This window comes from Halorhodospira sp. 9628 (genome assembly GCF_022228075.1).
Classification (GTDB): domain Bacteria; phylum Pseudomonadota; class Gammaproteobacteria; order Nitrococcales; family Halorhodospiraceae; genus Halorhodospira; species Halorhodospira halophila_A.
Window position 1 is genome coordinate 133,700 of the sequence record NZ_JAJNRF010000003.1, and the last position, 16,888, is coordinate 150,587.

Annotated in this window: 10 protein-coding genes, 2 tRNA genes and 1 riboswitch; of the genes, 5 read left to right on the top strand and 7 right to left on the bottom strand. The window is 69.2% G+C overall.

The window, feature by feature from the left end; all coding sequences use genetic code 11:
• The first annotated feature begins 42 nt into the window (after positions 1–42).
• A riboswitch (TPP riboswitch) is annotated at positions 43–147 on the top strand.
• An 89-nt stretch (positions 148–236) separates the two neighbouring features.
• Positions 237–1,847, top strand: coding sequence for a phosphomethylpyrimidine synthase ThiC (thiC, locus tag LRG10_RS05000; RefSeq protein ID WP_201242487.1), 1,611 nt, complete (start codon positions 237–239; stop codon positions 1,845–1,847).
• Between the two features lie 234 nt (positions 1,848–2,081).
• Here the strand turns inward: thiC and recD are convergent, their stop codons facing one another.
• The 4 genes from recD to LRG10_RS05020 form a co-directional block, all read right to left on the bottom strand.
• Positions 2,082–4,124, bottom strand: coding sequence for an exodeoxyribonuclease V subunit alpha (recD, locus tag LRG10_RS05005; RefSeq protein ID WP_238634825.1), 2,043 nt, complete (start codon positions 4,122–4,124; stop codon positions 2,082–2,084).
• Positions 4,121–7,843 (bottom strand): exodeoxyribonuclease V subunit beta, encoded by a 3,723-nt coding sequence (gene recB / locus LRG10_RS05010; RefSeq protein ID WP_238634826.1) that lies wholly within the window; start codon positions 7,841–7,843, stop codon positions 4,121–4,123. Before recB ends, recD begins: the two co-directional genes overlap by 4 nt.
• Positions 7,830–11,324, bottom strand: a complete 3,495-nt coding sequence (recC, locus tag LRG10_RS05015; RefSeq protein WP_238634827.1) for an exodeoxyribonuclease V subunit gamma — start codon at positions 11,322–11,324, stop codon at positions 7,830–7,832. Before recC ends, recB begins: the two co-directional genes overlap by 14 nt.
• A 75-nt stretch (positions 11,325–11,399) precedes the next feature.
• Positions 11,400–11,777: a thiol-disulfide oxidoreductase DCC family protein gene (locus LRG10_RS05020; protein WP_201242483.1), complete on the bottom strand. Its 378-nt coding sequence runs from the start codon at positions 11,775–11,777 to the stop codon at positions 11,400–11,402.
• 198 nt (positions 11,778–11,975) lie between these two features.
• On the opposite strand from LRG10_RS05020, the gene LRG10_RS05025 reads away from it, so the two are divergent.
• On the top strand, positions 11,976–12,518 hold the full coding sequence (locus tag LRG10_RS05025) for a CIA30 family protein (protein ID WP_238634828.1): 543 nt from the start codon (positions 11,976–11,978) through the stop codon (positions 12,516–12,518).
• Positions 12,519–12,604: 86 nt separating this feature from the next.
• Here the strand turns inward: LRG10_RS05025 and LRG10_RS05030 are convergent.
• Positions 12,605–12,680: transfer RNA gene (locus LRG10_RS05030), tRNA-Ala, on the bottom strand.
• 63 nt (positions 12,681–12,743) lie between these two features.
• Positions 12,744–14,162 (bottom strand): glutamate--tRNA ligase, encoded by a 1,419-nt coding sequence (gene gltX / locus LRG10_RS05035; protein ID WP_238634829.1) that lies wholly within the window; start codon positions 14,160–14,162, stop codon positions 12,744–12,746.
• A gap of 121 nt (positions 14,163–14,283) precedes the next feature.
• On the opposite strand from gltX, the gene LRG10_RS05040 reads away from it, so the two are divergent.
• A tRNA-Val gene (locus LRG10_RS05040) sits at positions 14,284–14,358 on the top strand.
• Between the two features lie 92 nt (positions 14,359–14,450).
• Positions 14,451–15,605 (top strand): site-specific integrase, encoded by a 1,155-nt coding sequence (locus tag LRG10_RS05045; RefSeq protein ID WP_238634830.1) that lies wholly within the window; start codon positions 14,451–14,453, stop codon positions 15,603–15,605.
• A gap of 148 nt (positions 15,606–15,753) precedes the next feature.
• Here LRG10_RS05045 and LRG10_RS05050 read toward each other — a convergent pair whose 3' ends face one another.
• Positions 15,754–16,464: a C-terminal helicase domain-containing protein gene (locus LRG10_RS05050; RefSeq protein ID WP_238634831.1), complete on the bottom strand. Its 711-nt coding sequence runs from the start codon at positions 16,462–16,464 to the stop codon at positions 15,754–15,756.
• A 177-nt stretch (positions 16,465–16,641) separates the two neighbouring features.
• Between LRG10_RS05050 and LRG10_RS05055 the strand changes: the two genes are divergently transcribed.
• The gene (locus LRG10_RS05055; RefSeq protein WP_238634832.1) at positions 16,642–16,854 is read left to right on the top strand and encodes a hypothetical protein; all 213 of its coding nucleotides are present in this window, start codon (positions 16,642–16,644) and stop codon (positions 16,852–16,854) included.
• Positions 16,855–16,888: the final 34 nt, after the last annotated feature.

Below are 16,888 nucleotides of genomic sequence, written 5' to 3' on the forward strand. Positions count from 1 at the left end.
CATCTTTGCACACCTGATCCGCAAATGCTCTAATGCGGCTCAAGACGGAAGCGGGGGTGCCCCCCGGCCAGCCGGCCGGGGGGCTGAGAGAGTCCCTTGGAACCTGATCCGGTTCGTACCGGCGTAGGGAGCTTCCGGGTGGTGCGCGCCAGCCTCGGGCTGAGCCCGCACGCTCTACACCCGCCCCGCTCCGTCTCCAAACGGCCAATGACAAGGGAGATGGAGCCTTGAACGAGATGGATTCCGCAACCACCCGTCCGCCGACCCCGGATCAGACCCGCGACACCAGCAACTGTCCGCTCAGCCAAGCCGTCCGCGAGCGTGCCTGTGCAGCCGCCGGCCCGTTCCCGGCTTCGCACCGGGTCTACCTGCAGGGAAGCCGGGAGGATCTCCGGGTGGCCATGCGCGAGATCGTCCAGAGCCCGACCCAGACCAGCGACGGGCCGCGCGAGAACCCGCCCCTGCGCGTCTACGACACCGGCGGCCCCTACACGGATGCCGAGGCCAAGCTCGACCCCGCCCGGGGCATCCACCCCGTCCGCGCTCCCTGGATCGCCGAGCGCGGCACCAGGACCCCCACCCAGCTCGACCATGCGCGTGCCGGCGTCATCACCCCGGAGATGGAGTACGTCGCCCTGCGCGAGGGCCTGTCGGCGGAGTTCGTGCGCGACGAGATCGCCCGCGGCCGGGCCGTGATCCCGGCCAATCATCGCCACCCCGAGGCGGAGCCGATGGCCATCGGCCGCCATTTCAAGGTCAAGGTCAACGCCAACATCGGCAACTCGCCGCTGAGTTCCGGCATCCCGGAAGAGCTCGAGAAGCTCATCCACGCCGTGCGCTGGGGCGCCGACACCGTCATGGACCTGTCCACCGGCGAGGCTATCCACGAGACCCGCGCCTGGCTGCTGCGCAACTCGCCGGTGCCGATCGGCACCGTGCCGATCTACCAAGCGCTGGAGAAGGCCGGACGCCCGGAAGACCTCACTTGGGAGGTGTTCCGCGACACCCTCATCGAACAGGCCGAACAAGGGGTGGACTACTTCACCATCCATGCGGGCGTACGCTACAACCACGTCGACCTGGCCCGCGGCCGTCTGACCGGGATCGTCTCCCGCGGCGGATCGGTCATGGCCAAGTGGTGCAGCCACCACCAGGCCGAGAGCTTCCTCTACGAGCGCTTCGACGAGATCTGCGAAATCCTGGCCCGCTACGACATCACCATCTCCCTCGGTGACGGCCTGCGGCCGGGCTCCGTGGCCGATGCCTCGGACGAGGCACAGCTGGCCGAGCTGCGGACCCTGGGTGCGCTCACTGAACGCGCTTGGGCGCGCGGCGTGCAGGTCATCATCGAGGGACCGGGGCACATCCCGATGAACCAGATCGAGGAGAACATGCGCCTGCAGAGCGAGACCTGCCTTCAGGCCCCGTTCTACACCCTCGGCCCCATCGTCACCGACATCGCGCCGGGGTACGACCACATCACCTCGGCCATTGGCGCGGCACAGATCGGCTGGCACGGCACGGCGATGCTCTGCTACGTCACCCCGAAGGAGCACCTGGGGCTGCCCAACGCCGATGACGTGCGCACCGGCATCGTCACCTACAAGGCGGCCGCCCACGCGGCGGATGTGGCGCGCGGCCACCCGGGGGCACGCGATCGGGACGATGCGCTCTCCCGCGCCCGCTACGAGTTCCGCTGGGAGGACCAGTTCAACCTCTCTCTGGACCCGGAGCGGGCCCGTGCCTATCACGACGAGACGCTGCCGAAGGCCTCCCACAAAGAGGCGGCCTTCTGCTCGATGTGCGGGCCCCGCCACTGCGCCATGGCGATCAGCCAGGAGCTGTGAGCCGGACCGCGGCGCCCCAATAGGTTTGTGCTATCACAGCGGTTCAGATTAAAGACTGTACGCATCGGGGCGCGATGCTTAAGGTAGGAACCGTAACGTTCGAGCTATCGCCAACGGTCCTCCGCAACATCGGCGGCCGCCCCCAGCCGCCACCAGCGTTTCCGACTCCACATGACGATGACGTTCGCCGCCCTCCGGGGCGGCTTTTTTTTGTGCGCCCTCACCGGCTGCCGCCTAGCCGAAGTCCTCGAGCATGGCCCGCAGGCCACCGCCACGCACCGTACGCTGGCGCACCGCCGCCTTCAGGACGCCCGGTTGCGACTCCAGCAACGTGAACCACTGACTGGCCCGGGTGATGCCGGTGTAGAGGAGCTCCCGGGTGAGCACCGGGCTGGGCCGATCCGGCAGCAACAGCGCCGCGTGGCGAAACTCCGAGCCCTGGGCCTTGTGCACCGTCAGGGCGAAAGCCGTCTCCACCGACTCCAGCCGATGGGGCGGGATCCAGCGGATCCGCCCGCTGCCATCGGCGGCGCGGAAGGCAACCCGCAGCACCGCCTGTCGGTCCTCTTCGGCGCCCTGCGCCTGGGGCCCCTGCACCAGCGAACGCGGGACCCGAAGGGCGATGCCGATATCCCCGTTGATCAGCCCCAGGCCATAGTCGTTGCGGGTGACGATCACCGGCCGCCCCTCGTACCAGGCCCCCTCCCCGTGGATCAGACCACGCTGGCGCAGCGCTGCCGCCAGGCGCTCATTCAGGGCCTCGACCCCGTACGGTCCGCGCCGCAGTGCCGCCAGCAACTGGAACGCCCCGTGCGTCCCCAGCACCTGCGCGGCCCAGTCGGCGTAGGCCGCGGCGGACGCATCCCGGTCCGGCCGCAGCGCCTGGATCTCCTGCAGGTAGGCCGCATGCCCGACCCCGGTCTGCCCGCCGTCCACCGCCCAGTCGATCAGCGCCGGATCGTGCTCGGCGTCGCTGAGCTTCACCCGCGCCAGGTCGCCCTCGTGCCCATAGCCCCAGGCCTCGACCGCCGCCTGGTCACCGGCATTCACCGCCCGAGCCAGGCGGCCGATGCCGCTGTCGGCACCGAAACGGTGACTGTGCCGCAGCATGACGACGTGTTGGTCGATCCCCCCGCCGTCGAAATCGATCAGCGCCGGCGGGATGCGCTGACCGCTGACCGCCTCCAGCCACTCGGCGGTCTCGGGCCGATAACCGCCCTGATCCGCCCGGGCGCAGAGCTCGCCTAGGATGGCGCCGGCCTCCACCGAGGCCAACTGATCCTTGTCGCCGAGCAGCACCAGCCGGGCCCCATCCGGCAGGGCCTCCAGCAGCGCCGCCATCAGCTCCACATCGATCATCGACGCCTCATCCACGACCACCACATCGGCGGCCAGGGGCTCCCCGGCGTGGTGGCGGAAGCGCCGCCCGCCGCCTGCGCCCAGCAGCCGGTGGACCGTCACCACCTCGGTGGGGATCCGCGCGCGCAGCTCAGCGCCGCCCTCCAACGCCTCCAGGCCCAGCCGGTCCACCGCCCCGGCGATGCTCGCGTTCAGCCGCGCCGCCGCCTTGCCGGTGGGCGCCGTCAGACGGATGCGCAGGGCCCCGCCGTGGAGCCCCTGCAGCAACGCCAGCAGGCGCAACACCGTCGTGGTCTTGCCGGTCCCCGGTCCGCCGGTGATCACGCTGAAACCGCCCCCGGCGGCCACGGCACAGGCGACCCGCTGCCAATCCGGGCCACCGTCCGCCGGCGCGCCGAACAACCCATCCAGCCAGCGCCGGACCGCGGCCGGGTCGAGCTGCGCGCGCCACTGCGCCGCTGCATCGACGCGCTGGCGCACCGCCTGGGCGATGGTGCGCTCGCAGGCCCAGTAGCGGCGCAGGTAGAGCCTCGGTCCGTCGCGCACCAGCGGTGTGGATCCGGGGCCGCTGCCCACCAATTCCGGGCACGCCAGCTGCCGCTCAAAGGCATCCCGACCGCCGGCGGCGGCCAGGAGCTCCCCGGGAGGCCTCACCGGCTCGGGGGTTTCGGCGGTCTCCGGCGGCAGGCTGAGGACCGGCTCGGCCCGCTCCCAGAGTTGATCGAGATCCAGGCAGACATGGCCACGGCCGGCCTGATGACTGGTCAGCGCCGCGGCCAGCAGCAGCAACGGCGGCGCATCGGGCACCTGCTCACGCAGGAACTCCGCCAGGGCCCCGTCCAGCGGGCGCAGCCAGCCCAGCGCCTCGGCCTCGCGCAGCCACTGGAGGATCGCCTGCTGATCGAAGCGCTCGCTCACGACGCCTGCTCCTGCTGCCCATCCGGCCCGTCGCGCAGCCACCCATCGAGCTCCTCGATCAGGGCCCGCGGCGGACGGGCGTGGAACACGCCCTGCCCCGGCGCCTGTACGCCGCGCAGAAAGAGATAGAAGCCGCCACCGACGTGGCGGTCGTAGTCGTAATCCGGCAGGCGGGCACGCAGGAGTCGGTGCAGCGCCAGGGTGTAGATCACCAGCTGCAGGTCGTAGCGGCGCTCCAGCACCTCGGCCTCCAGGTGCTCCGGGGCGTAGTGTCCATCGCCACCGCCAAGCCAGTTGGACTTGTAGTCGGCGACGTAGTAGCGCCCCTCATGGCAGCAGACCAGGTCGATGAAGCCCTTGAGCATGCCGTTGAGCCGCGCCGGGGCCACCGGTGGACGGGCCCGGCCCGGCAGCAGGTGCTGGCACACCCGTTCATCAAGCCGCTCGGCGCGCAGCGGCTGGGTCTCGATCAGGAACTCCAGTTCCGCCTGATAGGTCTGCAGCCGTCCCAGCGCGAGGGGCGTCTGCGCACCGGGCAAGGAGAGCTCGGCAGCGAGCAGCGCGCGCAGCCAGCCCTGCACCGTCGCCGTGTGATCCTCCCAACCGCGAAAGCGGCAGCGCCGCTCCACCTCGGCATCCAGCCCTTCGGGCTGCGACCCGGCCACGGCCAGCCCCAACTGCGTCGCCGCCCACTCCAGAAGGTTGTGCAGGAAGGTGCCGGCATCCGGACCGCGTGGGAAGCCGTGCCAAGAGCCGGCCGTCCCCCCGGCCTCCTGGGCCGGCGCCTGCCCCGACTCCTCGCGCAACACGTCCTCGGCCGCGCTCGCCGGCGCCGGGTGGGCGCTCCCGCCGGTATCGTGGCGGACCAGGGCGCTGTAGCTGGCGATCCACCAGGCATCCGCGGCCCGCCGCCGGGGCCGACACGGCTCGCCGAGCGGCGGCAGCGCCGGATCCCCGACGAAACGACTCGGGGCATCGAGCAGCGGCTCGCTGACAGTGATCCCCGGATCGACGGCCGCGACTCGCTCCAACACGGTCTCAAGGCCCCCGGGTTCCACCCCATCCGGCCCGGCGAGCAGATAGCCCGCCGCGCTGCGCTCGAGCAGGCTGCGCTTGTTGTTGCCCTGGGTGATCGGCGCCATGCCGACCCAGCAGGCGTGCTGGGCGCGGGTCAGGGCGACGTAGAATAGCCGCAGGTCCTCGGCCAGGCGCTCGGCATCGGCCACCTCGACGTCCTCCGCATCGAGCTCGAAACGCCAGCGCAGCCGCCCATCCCGATCCGGCACCCGGCGGGGCGCGTCCCCCGCGCTGACCGCGCGGAAGGTGCAGGCAAAAGGCAGGAAGACCAACGGATACTGCAGCCCCTTGGACTTATGGATGGTCACCACCTTGACCAGGTCCTCGTCGCTTTCCAGGCGCAGGATCTGATCCTCGACGCCGTTGCGGGCCTGCTGGCGCAGCTCCACCAGGTGGCGGATCAGCGCCTGCTCACCGTCGTGCTCCCGCGCCCACTGCTGCAACAGCTCGGCGAGATGGAGCAGATTGGTCAGCGAGCGCTCGCCGCCGCCGGTGGCCAAGAGCCGCTGCGGCACGCCGAAGTCGTGCAGGAGGCGGTGGAGCATCGCCAGCACCCCGCGGCTGCGCCAGAGTCGGCGATACCCGCCGAACTGCTCGATGCGCCGCTCCCAGGCCAGCTCATCGGTGACCAGCCGGTCGAGCTCGCTCAGCGCCAGCCCGAGGGTGGGCGTGGCCAGGGCCGCCCGTACGAGGCCCTCATCCGTCGGCTCGGCACAGGCGCGCAGCCAGCGCACCAGATCGTCGGCCTCGGCGGTGGCCAGCACCGAGTCGTTATCAGAGAGGTAGACACTGCGCACATCGCGGGCGGCCAACGCCTCCTGGATGGCGCGCGCCTCGTGGCGATCACGCACCAGCACCGCCATATCCCGCGGGCGCACCGGCTCCAGGCGACCATCCGGGTGGCGGAACCCGGTGACGGCCGGCCGCGCCGCACCGCCGTTGAGCAACGCCACCATGCGCGCGGCACACGCCTCGGCGTAGACCGGGAGGTAGGCGTTCTTCGCCACCGACACGCCAGGGTCGTGGCACCAGAGGTTCAGCGCCGGGTGCTCCGTTCCCGCCTCCTCGAAGCACTCGGCGCGCCCCTGGGCCTGCACCGGGTGGAAGGGCAAACCGCCCCCGGGGCCGCCCCGGAAGGCGAAGGCGCCCGCCGGCCAGTTCCCCTCGGCGCGCGCGAAGAGCTGGTTGACCGCGCCGACCAGCGCCTCGCTGGAGCGGAAGTTGCGCGGCAGCGTGTAGTGCCGCCCCGCGGTGGCCGCCCGGGCGCGCAGGTAGCTGTGGATGTCCGCCCCGCGGAAGCCGTAGATCGCCTGCTTGGGATCCCCGATGAGGAACAGCCCCAACTCCGGGTCGTTGTCCGTGATCCGGTAGACCGTCTCGAAGAGCTCGTACTGGACCGGGTCGGTGTCCTGGAACTCGTCGATGAGCGCCACCGGGAACTGGCTGCGGATGGTCTGCGCCAGACGGGCGCCGCCGGGGCCGCGCAGGGCATCGCGCAGCCGGGTGAGCAGATCCTGGAAACCGAGCTGCGCCCGGCGGCGCTGCTCGGCCTGGAAACGCCGGGTGATCCAACAGGCGGCGGCGCGCAGGATCGCCACCCCGGGTGCATCCAGCTCCGCGTGACGATCCAGCGCCTGGAAGGCGCGATGGAGCGAGGCCGGCAGGCTCTGGCCCTTCTTGTGTCGCGACGGGTCCGCCAGGCCGGCGGCGCTCATGCGCTCGAGCAGGCCCGGGTCGGGCTTGCCCTGATCATTCAAAGGCACCGGTTGGGCCGGATCGTCCGCCCAGGCCGCCATGCGCTCAAGCAGCTGCTGCGGTTTCCTGTACTTATTGCCGTTGAGCACCCGGCGGTGCAGATCGAGGAACTCGGCCTCCACCGCCTCGCGCTCCTCGCGCCAGGGCGCCTTGATCGCCTCCAGCGCCTCGTGCCAGGCGCCCAGGCGCTCGGCCAGACCGTCGGGCTCGAGCAGGCGGCCGTCCGCGTCGTCGACGAGCTCCTCATCGGCGCCGATCAGACGCGACAGCGCCCGCTGCAGGGCCTCCGGGTCCGCCGCCCCCACCGCGTGCCGGAAGAGCTGGAAGGCCGCCGGGTCGAGGGGATAGACGAAAGTCCGCCAGTAATCGCGGACCGATTCGGCGAGCAGATCGCCGGGGTCGGTCTCCAGATCCTGGGTGAAGAGACTGCCGCTGTCGAAGGCGTGCTCGCGCAGCATCCGATAGCACCAGGCGTGGATGGTGGCCACGGCCGCCTCGTCCATCCACTCGGCGGCCAGCTCCAGCACCCGGGCGGCCTGGGCCCGTTCCGAGTGCTGCGGATACGCCTGCAGCAGCCCATCGAGGAACGGATCCACCTCCGCGGCCTGCTCCGGATCCCGGAAGACCGCGGCCGCCTCCGCCAGGCGGCTGCGTATGCGCTCGCGCAGCTCGCGGGTGGCCGCCTCGGTGAAGGTCACCACGAGGATCTGCGGCGGGGTCAGCGATCGCCCGAACGCGGCCTCACCCCCGTGGTTGAGGACCAGGCGCAGGTAGAGCGCGGCGATGGTGTAGGTCTTGCCCGTCCCGGCGCTGGCCTCGATCAGGCGCGACCCGTGCAGCGGGAAGCGCAGCGGCTCGAGCGCGCTGGCGTCGTCAGCCGTGCCCATCGCCGTCCTCCGTGTACGCCTGGACCGCCCGCCACAGCGGCGCGTAGAGCGCCTCGCGCCAGACCGGGAAGCCCTCATCCTCCAGCCAGTCCGCCGCCCGCGGGAAGGCGCGCAGGTCGTGGGCGTCGGCGGCCGCCCAGGTGTAGTTATCGCCGACGTAGACCCGTTCGGCCGCGGCCGCCGGATCACCGCGCTCCTCGTCCTGCGCGGTCAGCCAGGCGCAGGTTGGCTGGCAGGGCACCGGCAGCGGTCGGCGCTGCGCCTGCGCCCAGCCAGCAAGCAGCTGGCTCAGGTGCTCACCGGCCTGCCCCGGCTCCAGCGGCGCCAGGGCCACGTCGAGGTCGTGCCCGACGATCACGGTCGTCAGGGGCTCGCCGGCCGCGTTGGCCATCAGGTGGGTGACCCACGGTGCGGCCAGCAGGTCAAAGCGCCAGCGCACCTCCCGGCGGTTGACCGCCAGGCGGCTGAGGTGGTGGGTCAGGCGCACACGCCGCTGCCCGTCACTGCGGATCCCATCCACCCCGCCCTCCAGCTGCCAATCCCCGTGGCGGTGCGTCAGCCGCTGCAGCGGCTCCAGCTCCTGGGCGAAGGTGGCCAGGTGCCGGTGGTAGCGCTCCAGCTGCTCATCGGCCTCGAGCTGGAGCGTCTCGGCCCAGACGGTGCCGGCCGGGCCCAGCGGCAGCGCGCCGGTACGCTGCAACCGCTGCGCCTCGGCGGCCAGGCGTTCGCGGCGCATCTCGGGATCGCCGGCCGCCTCTCGCCCGGCCAGAAAGAGCGCCTCGCGCATCTGCCAGCGGGTCAGCCCGTCGAGGCCGAAGGGCTCCTGGTCCTCACTGGCCAGCGGATCTTCGTCGAAATGGACCCCCAGACGACGGTTGAAGAAGGTCTTCACGGGCTGCTTGAGCAGCGCCCCCAGGGTTTCGGGCGTAACCGGCGCCGGCGGCTCCTCCACCGGCCGCTCGGGCAGCGTCGTGACCAGAGGTTCGGACTCGCTCTCATCGCCCTGATGGGCCGCCCACCACTCGCGGGCGTAGGTGAAGTGGCGCGCCGAGGGGTCGGTCTGGAAATTCTGGCGGCTGAACGGCTGCAGCGGGTGCTCGACGGTCAACGCCTCGAGCAGACCGCCGCCGTGCCCATCGTCGGCCAGGCGCCAGCCGGCGGCCAGGTGATCGCGCAGCTGACCGACCAGCACCGAGGGCGGACGCGGCTCGTTATCGCGTACGCTGCGTCCGATCCAGCTGATGTAGAGCCGATCCCGGGCCGAGAGCAGCGCCTCAAGAAAGAGGTAGCGATCGTCCTCGCGGCGCGAGCGATCCCCAGGCCGGTAATCGTCGGCCATCAGATCGAAATCCAGGGGCGTGGGGCTGCGCGGGTAGTCGCCATCGTTCATCCCCAGCAGGCAGACGTGGCGGAAGGGGATCGCGCGCATGGGCATCAGCGTGCAGAAATTCACCGCCCCGACCAGAAAGCGCTGGCTCAGTCGCGTATCCTCCAGCGCCTGCAGCCAGTGCTCGCGCACCACGTTCAGCGGCAGCGGCTCGGCGAACGCCCCGCTCTCGCAGTCCCGCTGCCACTTCTCCAGGGCATCGCGCAGCCGCTCCAGGGTCAACGACTCCCCCTCGCCGGAGGGCTCGAAATAGGTCTCCAATAGCCGCTGCAGCCGCTCGCCCCACTGCTGTGGGGTGGCCTCCGCGCGCAGCTCGCCCCAGGTGGCCTCCAGCGCGCCGACCAGCCGTTCCAGACGCCCGACGAGGGCGGCGTCGAGCCCGCCCACCTGCGCATACGGCTCGATCCCGGACCACGCCTCGCCGGCACCGACGGCGTAGCCGAGCAGCATACGGCGCAGGCCAAAGCGCCAGGTGTTCTGCTCCAACCCCTCGGGCAATTGCAGCCCGGCGCGCTGATCGCGGTTGAGCCCCCAGCGGACCCCGGCCTCCTCCGCCCAACCGTGCAGGGTGGCCAGATCCGCCTCGGTGATCCCAAAGCGCCGGCGCAGCGCCGGCGCCTCCAGCAGATCGAGCAGGTCACTCAGCCCGCAGCGCGACTCGGGCAGGCTCAGAAGCTGCTCCACGGCGATGAGCAGCGGATCCAGCCCCCGCTCGCCCTGGTCGGCCACCGTATAGGGGATATGGCGCGCATCGCCGGCATCAAAACGGCCGAAGACGGCCTCGATGTGCGGGGCGTAGGCGTCGATATCCGGCACCATCACGATCACATCGCGCGGGCGCAGCGACGCATCCTCCGAGAATGCGGCGAGCAGCCGGTCATGGAGGACCTCGACCTCGCGCTGGGCGCTGTGGGCGAGATGGAACTGCAGCGACGCATCCTCGCGCCCGACCGCCGGCCAGACCTCCCGGGTCTCGGCCAGCGGCCGCAGCTGGAGGATATCGTCCTGGAGCTGGCCGAGCAGCGATCCGGTCTCCGGGTTACTGAAGAGATCGATGCGCTCGCCCGCCTGGGCCAGGGCCCGGTGGGGATGGGCGTGGGGGTCTTCGTGGGCGTCCAGCAGACCGATGTAGTCGCGGCCCTGCTTGCCCCAGGCGGCGAGCAGGGGGTGGGCGTGGTTGTGCAGCTCCTCCGCCTCCAGCACCTCGGGCATGCCGGCCTTGCGCGGCCGCCGCCCGGGGCCGGCACGCAGCAGATCCTTATCGGCGATGATATCCGCCCAGTAGAAGGCGCAGGGGTTGTGGACGAAAACGAGCACCTGGGCGAAACGCGAGAGCTCCTGCAGCGCCTCCAGGGTCTGGCGCGGCAGCGACGAGATGCCGAAGACGATCACCCGCCGCGGCAGACCGGCCGGCGCGGTGTCCAGGCTTGCGATGCGCTCGCGGTAGAGCTGATGGACCGTGGCCTGGCCCGCCTCACCCGCCACCTCGGCCAGTTCCGCGCACACGGCGCGCCAGAGCGAGGCCTGCCAGCGCTGCGTCTCGGCCAGATCGCGTGCCTGTCCACGCGCATCGCGGCAGACGTCTTCGCCCCGCGACCAGTCCGCCAACCAGTCCGCACGGTAGACCTGGTACTGATCGAAGAGATCGGCGATGCGTGCCGCGAGCTGGTAGCGCTTGCGCCCATCCGGGTCGTCGGCCAGGAAGCCGCGCAGCGGCTCAAACCCTGGCTGATCACCGAGTGCGGGGAGCAGGCGGGCCAGCCGCCAGAGGAGCGTATCCTTACCGAAGGGCGATTCGCGCGGGGCGCCCTCCGGGCCGAGGACCGCGCGGTAGACCGACCAGAGAAAGCGCGCCGGCAACTGCATCGAGACCGCCGCAGCGATCCCACAGCCGCCCTGCTCCGCCTCCGGGTGTCGCGCCAGGGCCAGACGCAGCCACTGCGCCATGCCATTGCTCTGGACCAGGAAGACCTCGTCCTCGAGTGGCGCCAGCGGGTGGCGCTGCACCCACTCCACGGCCACCTGCCGCAGGTCCTCCAGGCGATTGCCATGGATGGTCAGAAAACCAGGTTCGATGGGCTCCTCGGCCGCCAAGCGGGGCTCCTTTCCGCCGGAGTCTGGACACGCACCCGCGCCTGCCCTACCCGGGTGCGGTCCAGGCCCCTGCGCCTAGCGGCAGTCCCCCTGCACCGAGCAGCTCCGGCTGTAGCGACGGCGTGCGTACCAATCGTAAAGCGGCTCCATGGGCCTGACCAGCCCCAGCCCGCGCACGATCCGCGACGCCCAACGCCAGTAAGGAAGATAGGACCAGACCAGGGCAAAGGCATCCACGCCGCTGCGCATCACGCCATCGGCGTCCCGGCAGTGGAAGCGCTGCATGGCCTGATCCCAGGTCAGCTCGGTGTCGTCGAGCGCCCCCGGTGCGTGCAGATCGCGCCACTCCACCGCCCCGGCGGTATCCAGGCGCTGATAGAGGCCGATCTCGCGGCTGCAGACGGGGCACTGCCCATCAAAGAATACGACCGGTCGTGCGGTGGATGAGGTCATCGCGGGCTCCTCGCCGTGTTTGTCTGGAACGATTCTAGATCGCAGTCTAGCATCAGACAGCCCACAAAAACCGGGGCCTCTACCGGCCCGCCACGCCGAGGGCCGCCGGGCCACCCTGGCCATCGGTGACCCCCGCGGATAAGCTGAAATCAACGTCGCGGGCCGCCGGCCCGCAGTCAGCCCCGGAAGGAGCCTGCCATGTCCGGCACGGAATCACCCGCCGCCTATCTCCTGGACGACTTCACCGCCGCGGACGGCCGGGCGGCGATCGGCACCGCCTGGCAAGGGTTTACCGACCGGGTCATGGGCGGGCGCTCGGACATGCACGCCGGCATCGTCGAGACGGACCGGGGGCCAGCCCTCCGGCTCAGCGGCCAGGTCCGGCTCGAGAACAGCGGCGGGTTCATCCAGAGCCGATTGCCCCTCGCCCCGTCCGGTGAGCGCTTCGACGCCTCCGCCTGGTCGGGTTTCGGCGTCACCGTGCGCGGGACCCCCGGCCCCTACTACCTGCACGTGCGGAGCGCCGACACCCGCCAACCGTGGCAGCACTACCGCGCGCCCCTGGAAGTCACAGAAGACTGGCAGGAGGTCGTGGTCCCCTTCACGGCCTTCGAGCCGCGGGGACTGCAGGCGGCGCTCGATCCGGCCCGGCTCACGTCGGTGGCGGTGGTGGCCTACGGGGAAGCGTTCGAGGCGCGGGTGGAGGTCGCCCGGCTGGAGCTCAGTGCGGCCCACCCCTGAGCCGCGGCGGGCGCCCGAAAAAAAGGAAAGCCCCGAGCCGGATACCGGCTCGGGGCTTTGCGGAGGACTGTATCGCCCTGCTTGTTTGGTGGAGCCAGGCGGGATCGAACCGCCGACCTCCTGCATGCCATGCAGGCGCTCTCCCAGCTGAGCTATGGCCCCGTTGCGTTATGGGTGCGTATTCTAGGGATGGCTCCGGGGGTCGTCAACACCCCCTGGCGCCAATTACCCCACATTCTCCCGAACCCACTCCACGGCCGCGCTGAGCCGTGCCACGGACTCCTCGCGCCCGAGCAGCTCCAGCGTGGCATCGATCGGCGGCGAGACGGCACCACCGGAGACCGCCACCCGAATCGGCTGGGCCACCTTACCCATCTTCACCTCGAAGGCCTCGGCCGCCTCGGTGACCACCCCGTGGATCGACTCGGCATCCCAGCTCGGCAGCCCGGCAAAGAGGTGCTGGCAGTGCTCGAGGATCTCGGCTGTGCCCTCCTTGAAGTTCTTGCGCGCGGCCTTCTCCTCGTAGGCCTCCGGGCGGCGGTAGAAGAACAGGCTGTTGTCGGCCATCTCCACCAGCGTCTTGGCGCGCTCCTGCTGGGTGCGCACCACCGCCTCCAGGGACGGCCCCTCGGCAGGGTCCACGCCCCGCTCGGCGAGGAACGGCCCCAGGTGACGGGCGATGTGATTCGGCGCCGCGCGCATGATGTGCTGCTGGTTGAGCCACTGCAGCTTGGAGGGATTGAAGGTCGACGCCGAGTGGTTGACGTCGTTGATGTCGAAGAGCTGGATCAGCTCCTCAACGCCGAAGACCTCCTGATCGCCGTGGGACCAGCCCAGCCGCACCAGGTAGTTGAGCAGCGCCTCGGGCAGATACCCCTCGTCGCGATACTGCAGCACGCTGACCGAGCCGTGGCGCTTGGACAGGCGCTTGCCGTCCTCACCCAGGATCATGGGCACGTGGGCGAAGCGCGGCGGCTCGACCCCCAGGGCCTGGTAGAGGTGAATCTGGCGCGGCGTGTTGTTCAGATGGTCATCACCGCGGATGACATCCGTCACCCCCATCTCCAGGTCATCGACCACCACGGTAAAGTTGTAGGTCGGCGAGCCGTCGCCGCGGGCGATGACCAGATCATCGAGCTCCGAATTGAGGAACTGGACCTTGCCGCGGATGGCGTCCTCCACCACCACGTGACCTTCCAGCGGCGTGCGGAAGCGGATCACCGGCTCATCGGCGACGTCCTCGGAAGGCGGCCCATCCAGATCCCGGCACCGGCCGTCGTAGCGCGGTTTCTCCTTGCGCGCCTGCTGCTCGGTGCGCAGCCGCTCCAGCCGATCCTTGGTGCAGTAGCAGTAGTACGCCTGCCCGGAGTCGAGCAGCGTCTGCAGGTGCTCGCGATACCGGTCATAACGCTCGGTCTGGTAGAAGGGGCCCTCGTCGTAATCGAGCCCGAGCCAGGCCATGCCCTCGAGGATGGCGTTGACCGCCTCCGGCGTGGAGCGCTCGCGATCCGTGTCCTCGATCCGCAGCACGAACCGGCCCCCGTGACGGCGGGTGTGCAGCCAGGAGTAGAGAGCGGTCCGGGCACCGCCGATGTGCAGGTAGCCTGTCGGGCTGGGCGCGAAACGCGTGCGGATCATGGTCATGGTGGCCTGTCTTCCTTCTTCTCCCCGTGCTGGAGGCGCGTATGCTACCAAATGCACCACCGCGCACGCGCCCCATTTGACGCAGGGAGACGGCCCCGGTACACTGGGCAGCTCAAGAGTTGGGCGGCTAGCTCAGCGGGAGAGCACTGCCTTCACACGGCAGGGGTCGCTGGTTCGATCCCAGCGCCGCCCACCAATCAAATCAGCAGCTTAGCCCACCTGCACACCCCCCTCTACTCCCCCATAGGTCCGTTTGTCACACCTATGTCACAGTGGGAGTAGATCACCATGGCAACGATTCGAAAGCGCCCAGGGCCCTCTGGGCGAAATGTCTATCAGGTGCAGGTGCGCGTTAAGGGGTATCCCCTGCAAAGCGCCACCTTCGATCGCAAGGCCGATGCTCAGCAGTGGGCCCTCAAGACCGAGTCTGAGATGCGGGCTGGGCGATACATTGATACCCAGGCCTCATCCTCGGTGCTCCTTGGCGAACTCTTCGCCCGTTACCGGAAGCAGGTTTCGCCCCAGCACAAAGGAGCCGAACCCGAGTCCTACCGGCTGGCCGCTTGGGAGCGCCGCCATCCGCTTCGAAATATCGCGCTCGCTGACTTGCGCAGCTCGGACATTGCCGCCTGGCTCGAACAGCGGGCCCTCACTGTCAAAGAAGACACGGTGCGCCGCGAACGAGGGCTCCTGCAGCAGGTCATCGAACATGCACGCAACGAGTGGGGTTACACGCTCCCGGAGAACCCGGTGGCTCGGGCAAGGCGACCTAAGCGCGGCAACTCAAGCAACGCCCGCACGCGCCGCCTGTTGCCCGGTGAAGAAGAGCGCATCCTCGAAGCATGCCGCCCGACTCCGCAGCGAGGCCGATACAATGTCCCCACCCGCAATGCCTATCTTGAGGCGGTGGTCATCGTTGCCCTCGAAACCGGTATGCGCCAGGGCGAAATCGTCAAGCTGACCTGGTCCACGATTGATCAAGACACCCGGGTTGCGACCATCCTTGACTCGAAAAACGGCGAGTCACGATCCGTTCCTCTCTCCCCGCGGGTCATGAGCACCCTTGCCACCATCCCCCGGACGAGCAAGGGGAAGGTCTTCCCCTTTGGCGGTGAAACCATCAAGAAGGCTTGGAAGAGAGCTTGCAAGCGAGCGAGAACCAATTACGAGTTCGATTGCGCCGCCTCGGGGATCACCCCTGATCCGCAGATGTTTCATGACCTGCGGTTCCACGACCTGCGCCACGAGGCCACATCCAGACTCTTCGAGCAAGGCTTCACGATGATGGAAGTCAGCAGCATCACGGGTCATAAGGATCTTCGAATGCTCAAACGCTACACCCATATGAACGCAGCCGCACTGGCAGAGCGGATGGCCGCCCCTGATCCGAAGCTCAGTAGAGCGGTGGAATCCAGTCAGCCAGAACAGACTCTCAGCGCCTGAGCGGAGAGTTGCTGTACCGCGTTGCGCATCCCGCCGCACAGGATCCGGGCCGCGGCGGGATGCACATTTTACGCTTAAAACGCCGTTGACTCGGCACGGTGACCACCCGCCTCGCGACTGGCTCTCCCCTGAAGCCGGCCATCACCCTCTACCACCCGCTTCGCATCAACACATCAAGGTCACGCCGGGAGAGAACGCGCACGCACGCTCGCCAGGCATCTTCCTCAGTATCGAGAGTCTGGTTGTAGCGCAGATCGAAGCCGTTGACCTTCTCCTGCTGCTCGATGTACTGCTGGATCTGCCTCTCCAACTCCTCCTCGTCCTCGATCCACTCATCCTCGATGGTGTCGGGAAGTGAGCCGAAGATGTCATAGCGATCGCGCATGCGCTCAGAGAGTCGGTTGTAGATCGTTTCATCAACCGTGCCCTGATAGACCAGGTTGAGCATGTCCACATCCGAGCGGGTTTGGCCGAAGCGCTTGATCCGCCCGATCCGCTGTTCCAGACGAACCGGGTTCCAGGGCAGATCCACGTTGATCAGCGTGCCGAGCTTTTGCAGGTTCAAGCCCTCACAGGCAGCATCCGTTGCCACCATCAGCCGCAGCGCCCGGTTCTGAACCTGCTGTTTGAGCGATTCCCGCTCCGCACTGCTCTCCTGATCACCGAGCAGGAGCAGGCTCTTACCTGCGCCGGCATAGAGCCCAACCGGTTGTTCGGGGTACAGCTGCGCGACCTGCCGGGCGATCCAGTGTGCGGTGTCGTAGTACTGGCTGAAGATGATGCAGCCATGGTGCTCGGCCCACCCCTCATTGACGAGATAATGGCGCCCCGCCGCCGACTTGGGATCCTCCCCGCGCATTGACTCGTCCTCGAAACCCCGTTTGGCCTAGACACCTGTCCGGGGGCATAGTCAGCGTACCCTGAGTGCCTCAGCTGCCCCCGCCTGAATCAAGACGGAGGCGTCAGATGACCAGAAACCAGAAAGAAGGCCAGGAGCAACCAAGACAAGAGCACGAATTAGTGGAAGGCATTACTCATGCGCATTGACGTAGCCCTGAAACTCGAGGCCGAGGATGACACAGCCCTTCCCCAGGTGGTGCGGCTGATGGCCGGGCGTGGTGGTTACCGGGACCGCCAGCGCAAGGCGCGCGCGCAGACTATCCAAACCGGATTCCAGCGCATTGAGGACATCGCCCGGGGCTACCAAAAGGCCCGCGCGGCGGTGCTAGGCGAACAGCGACCTCCCTGATCACGTCCAGACGACTTGCGGGGAGGCGCCAATT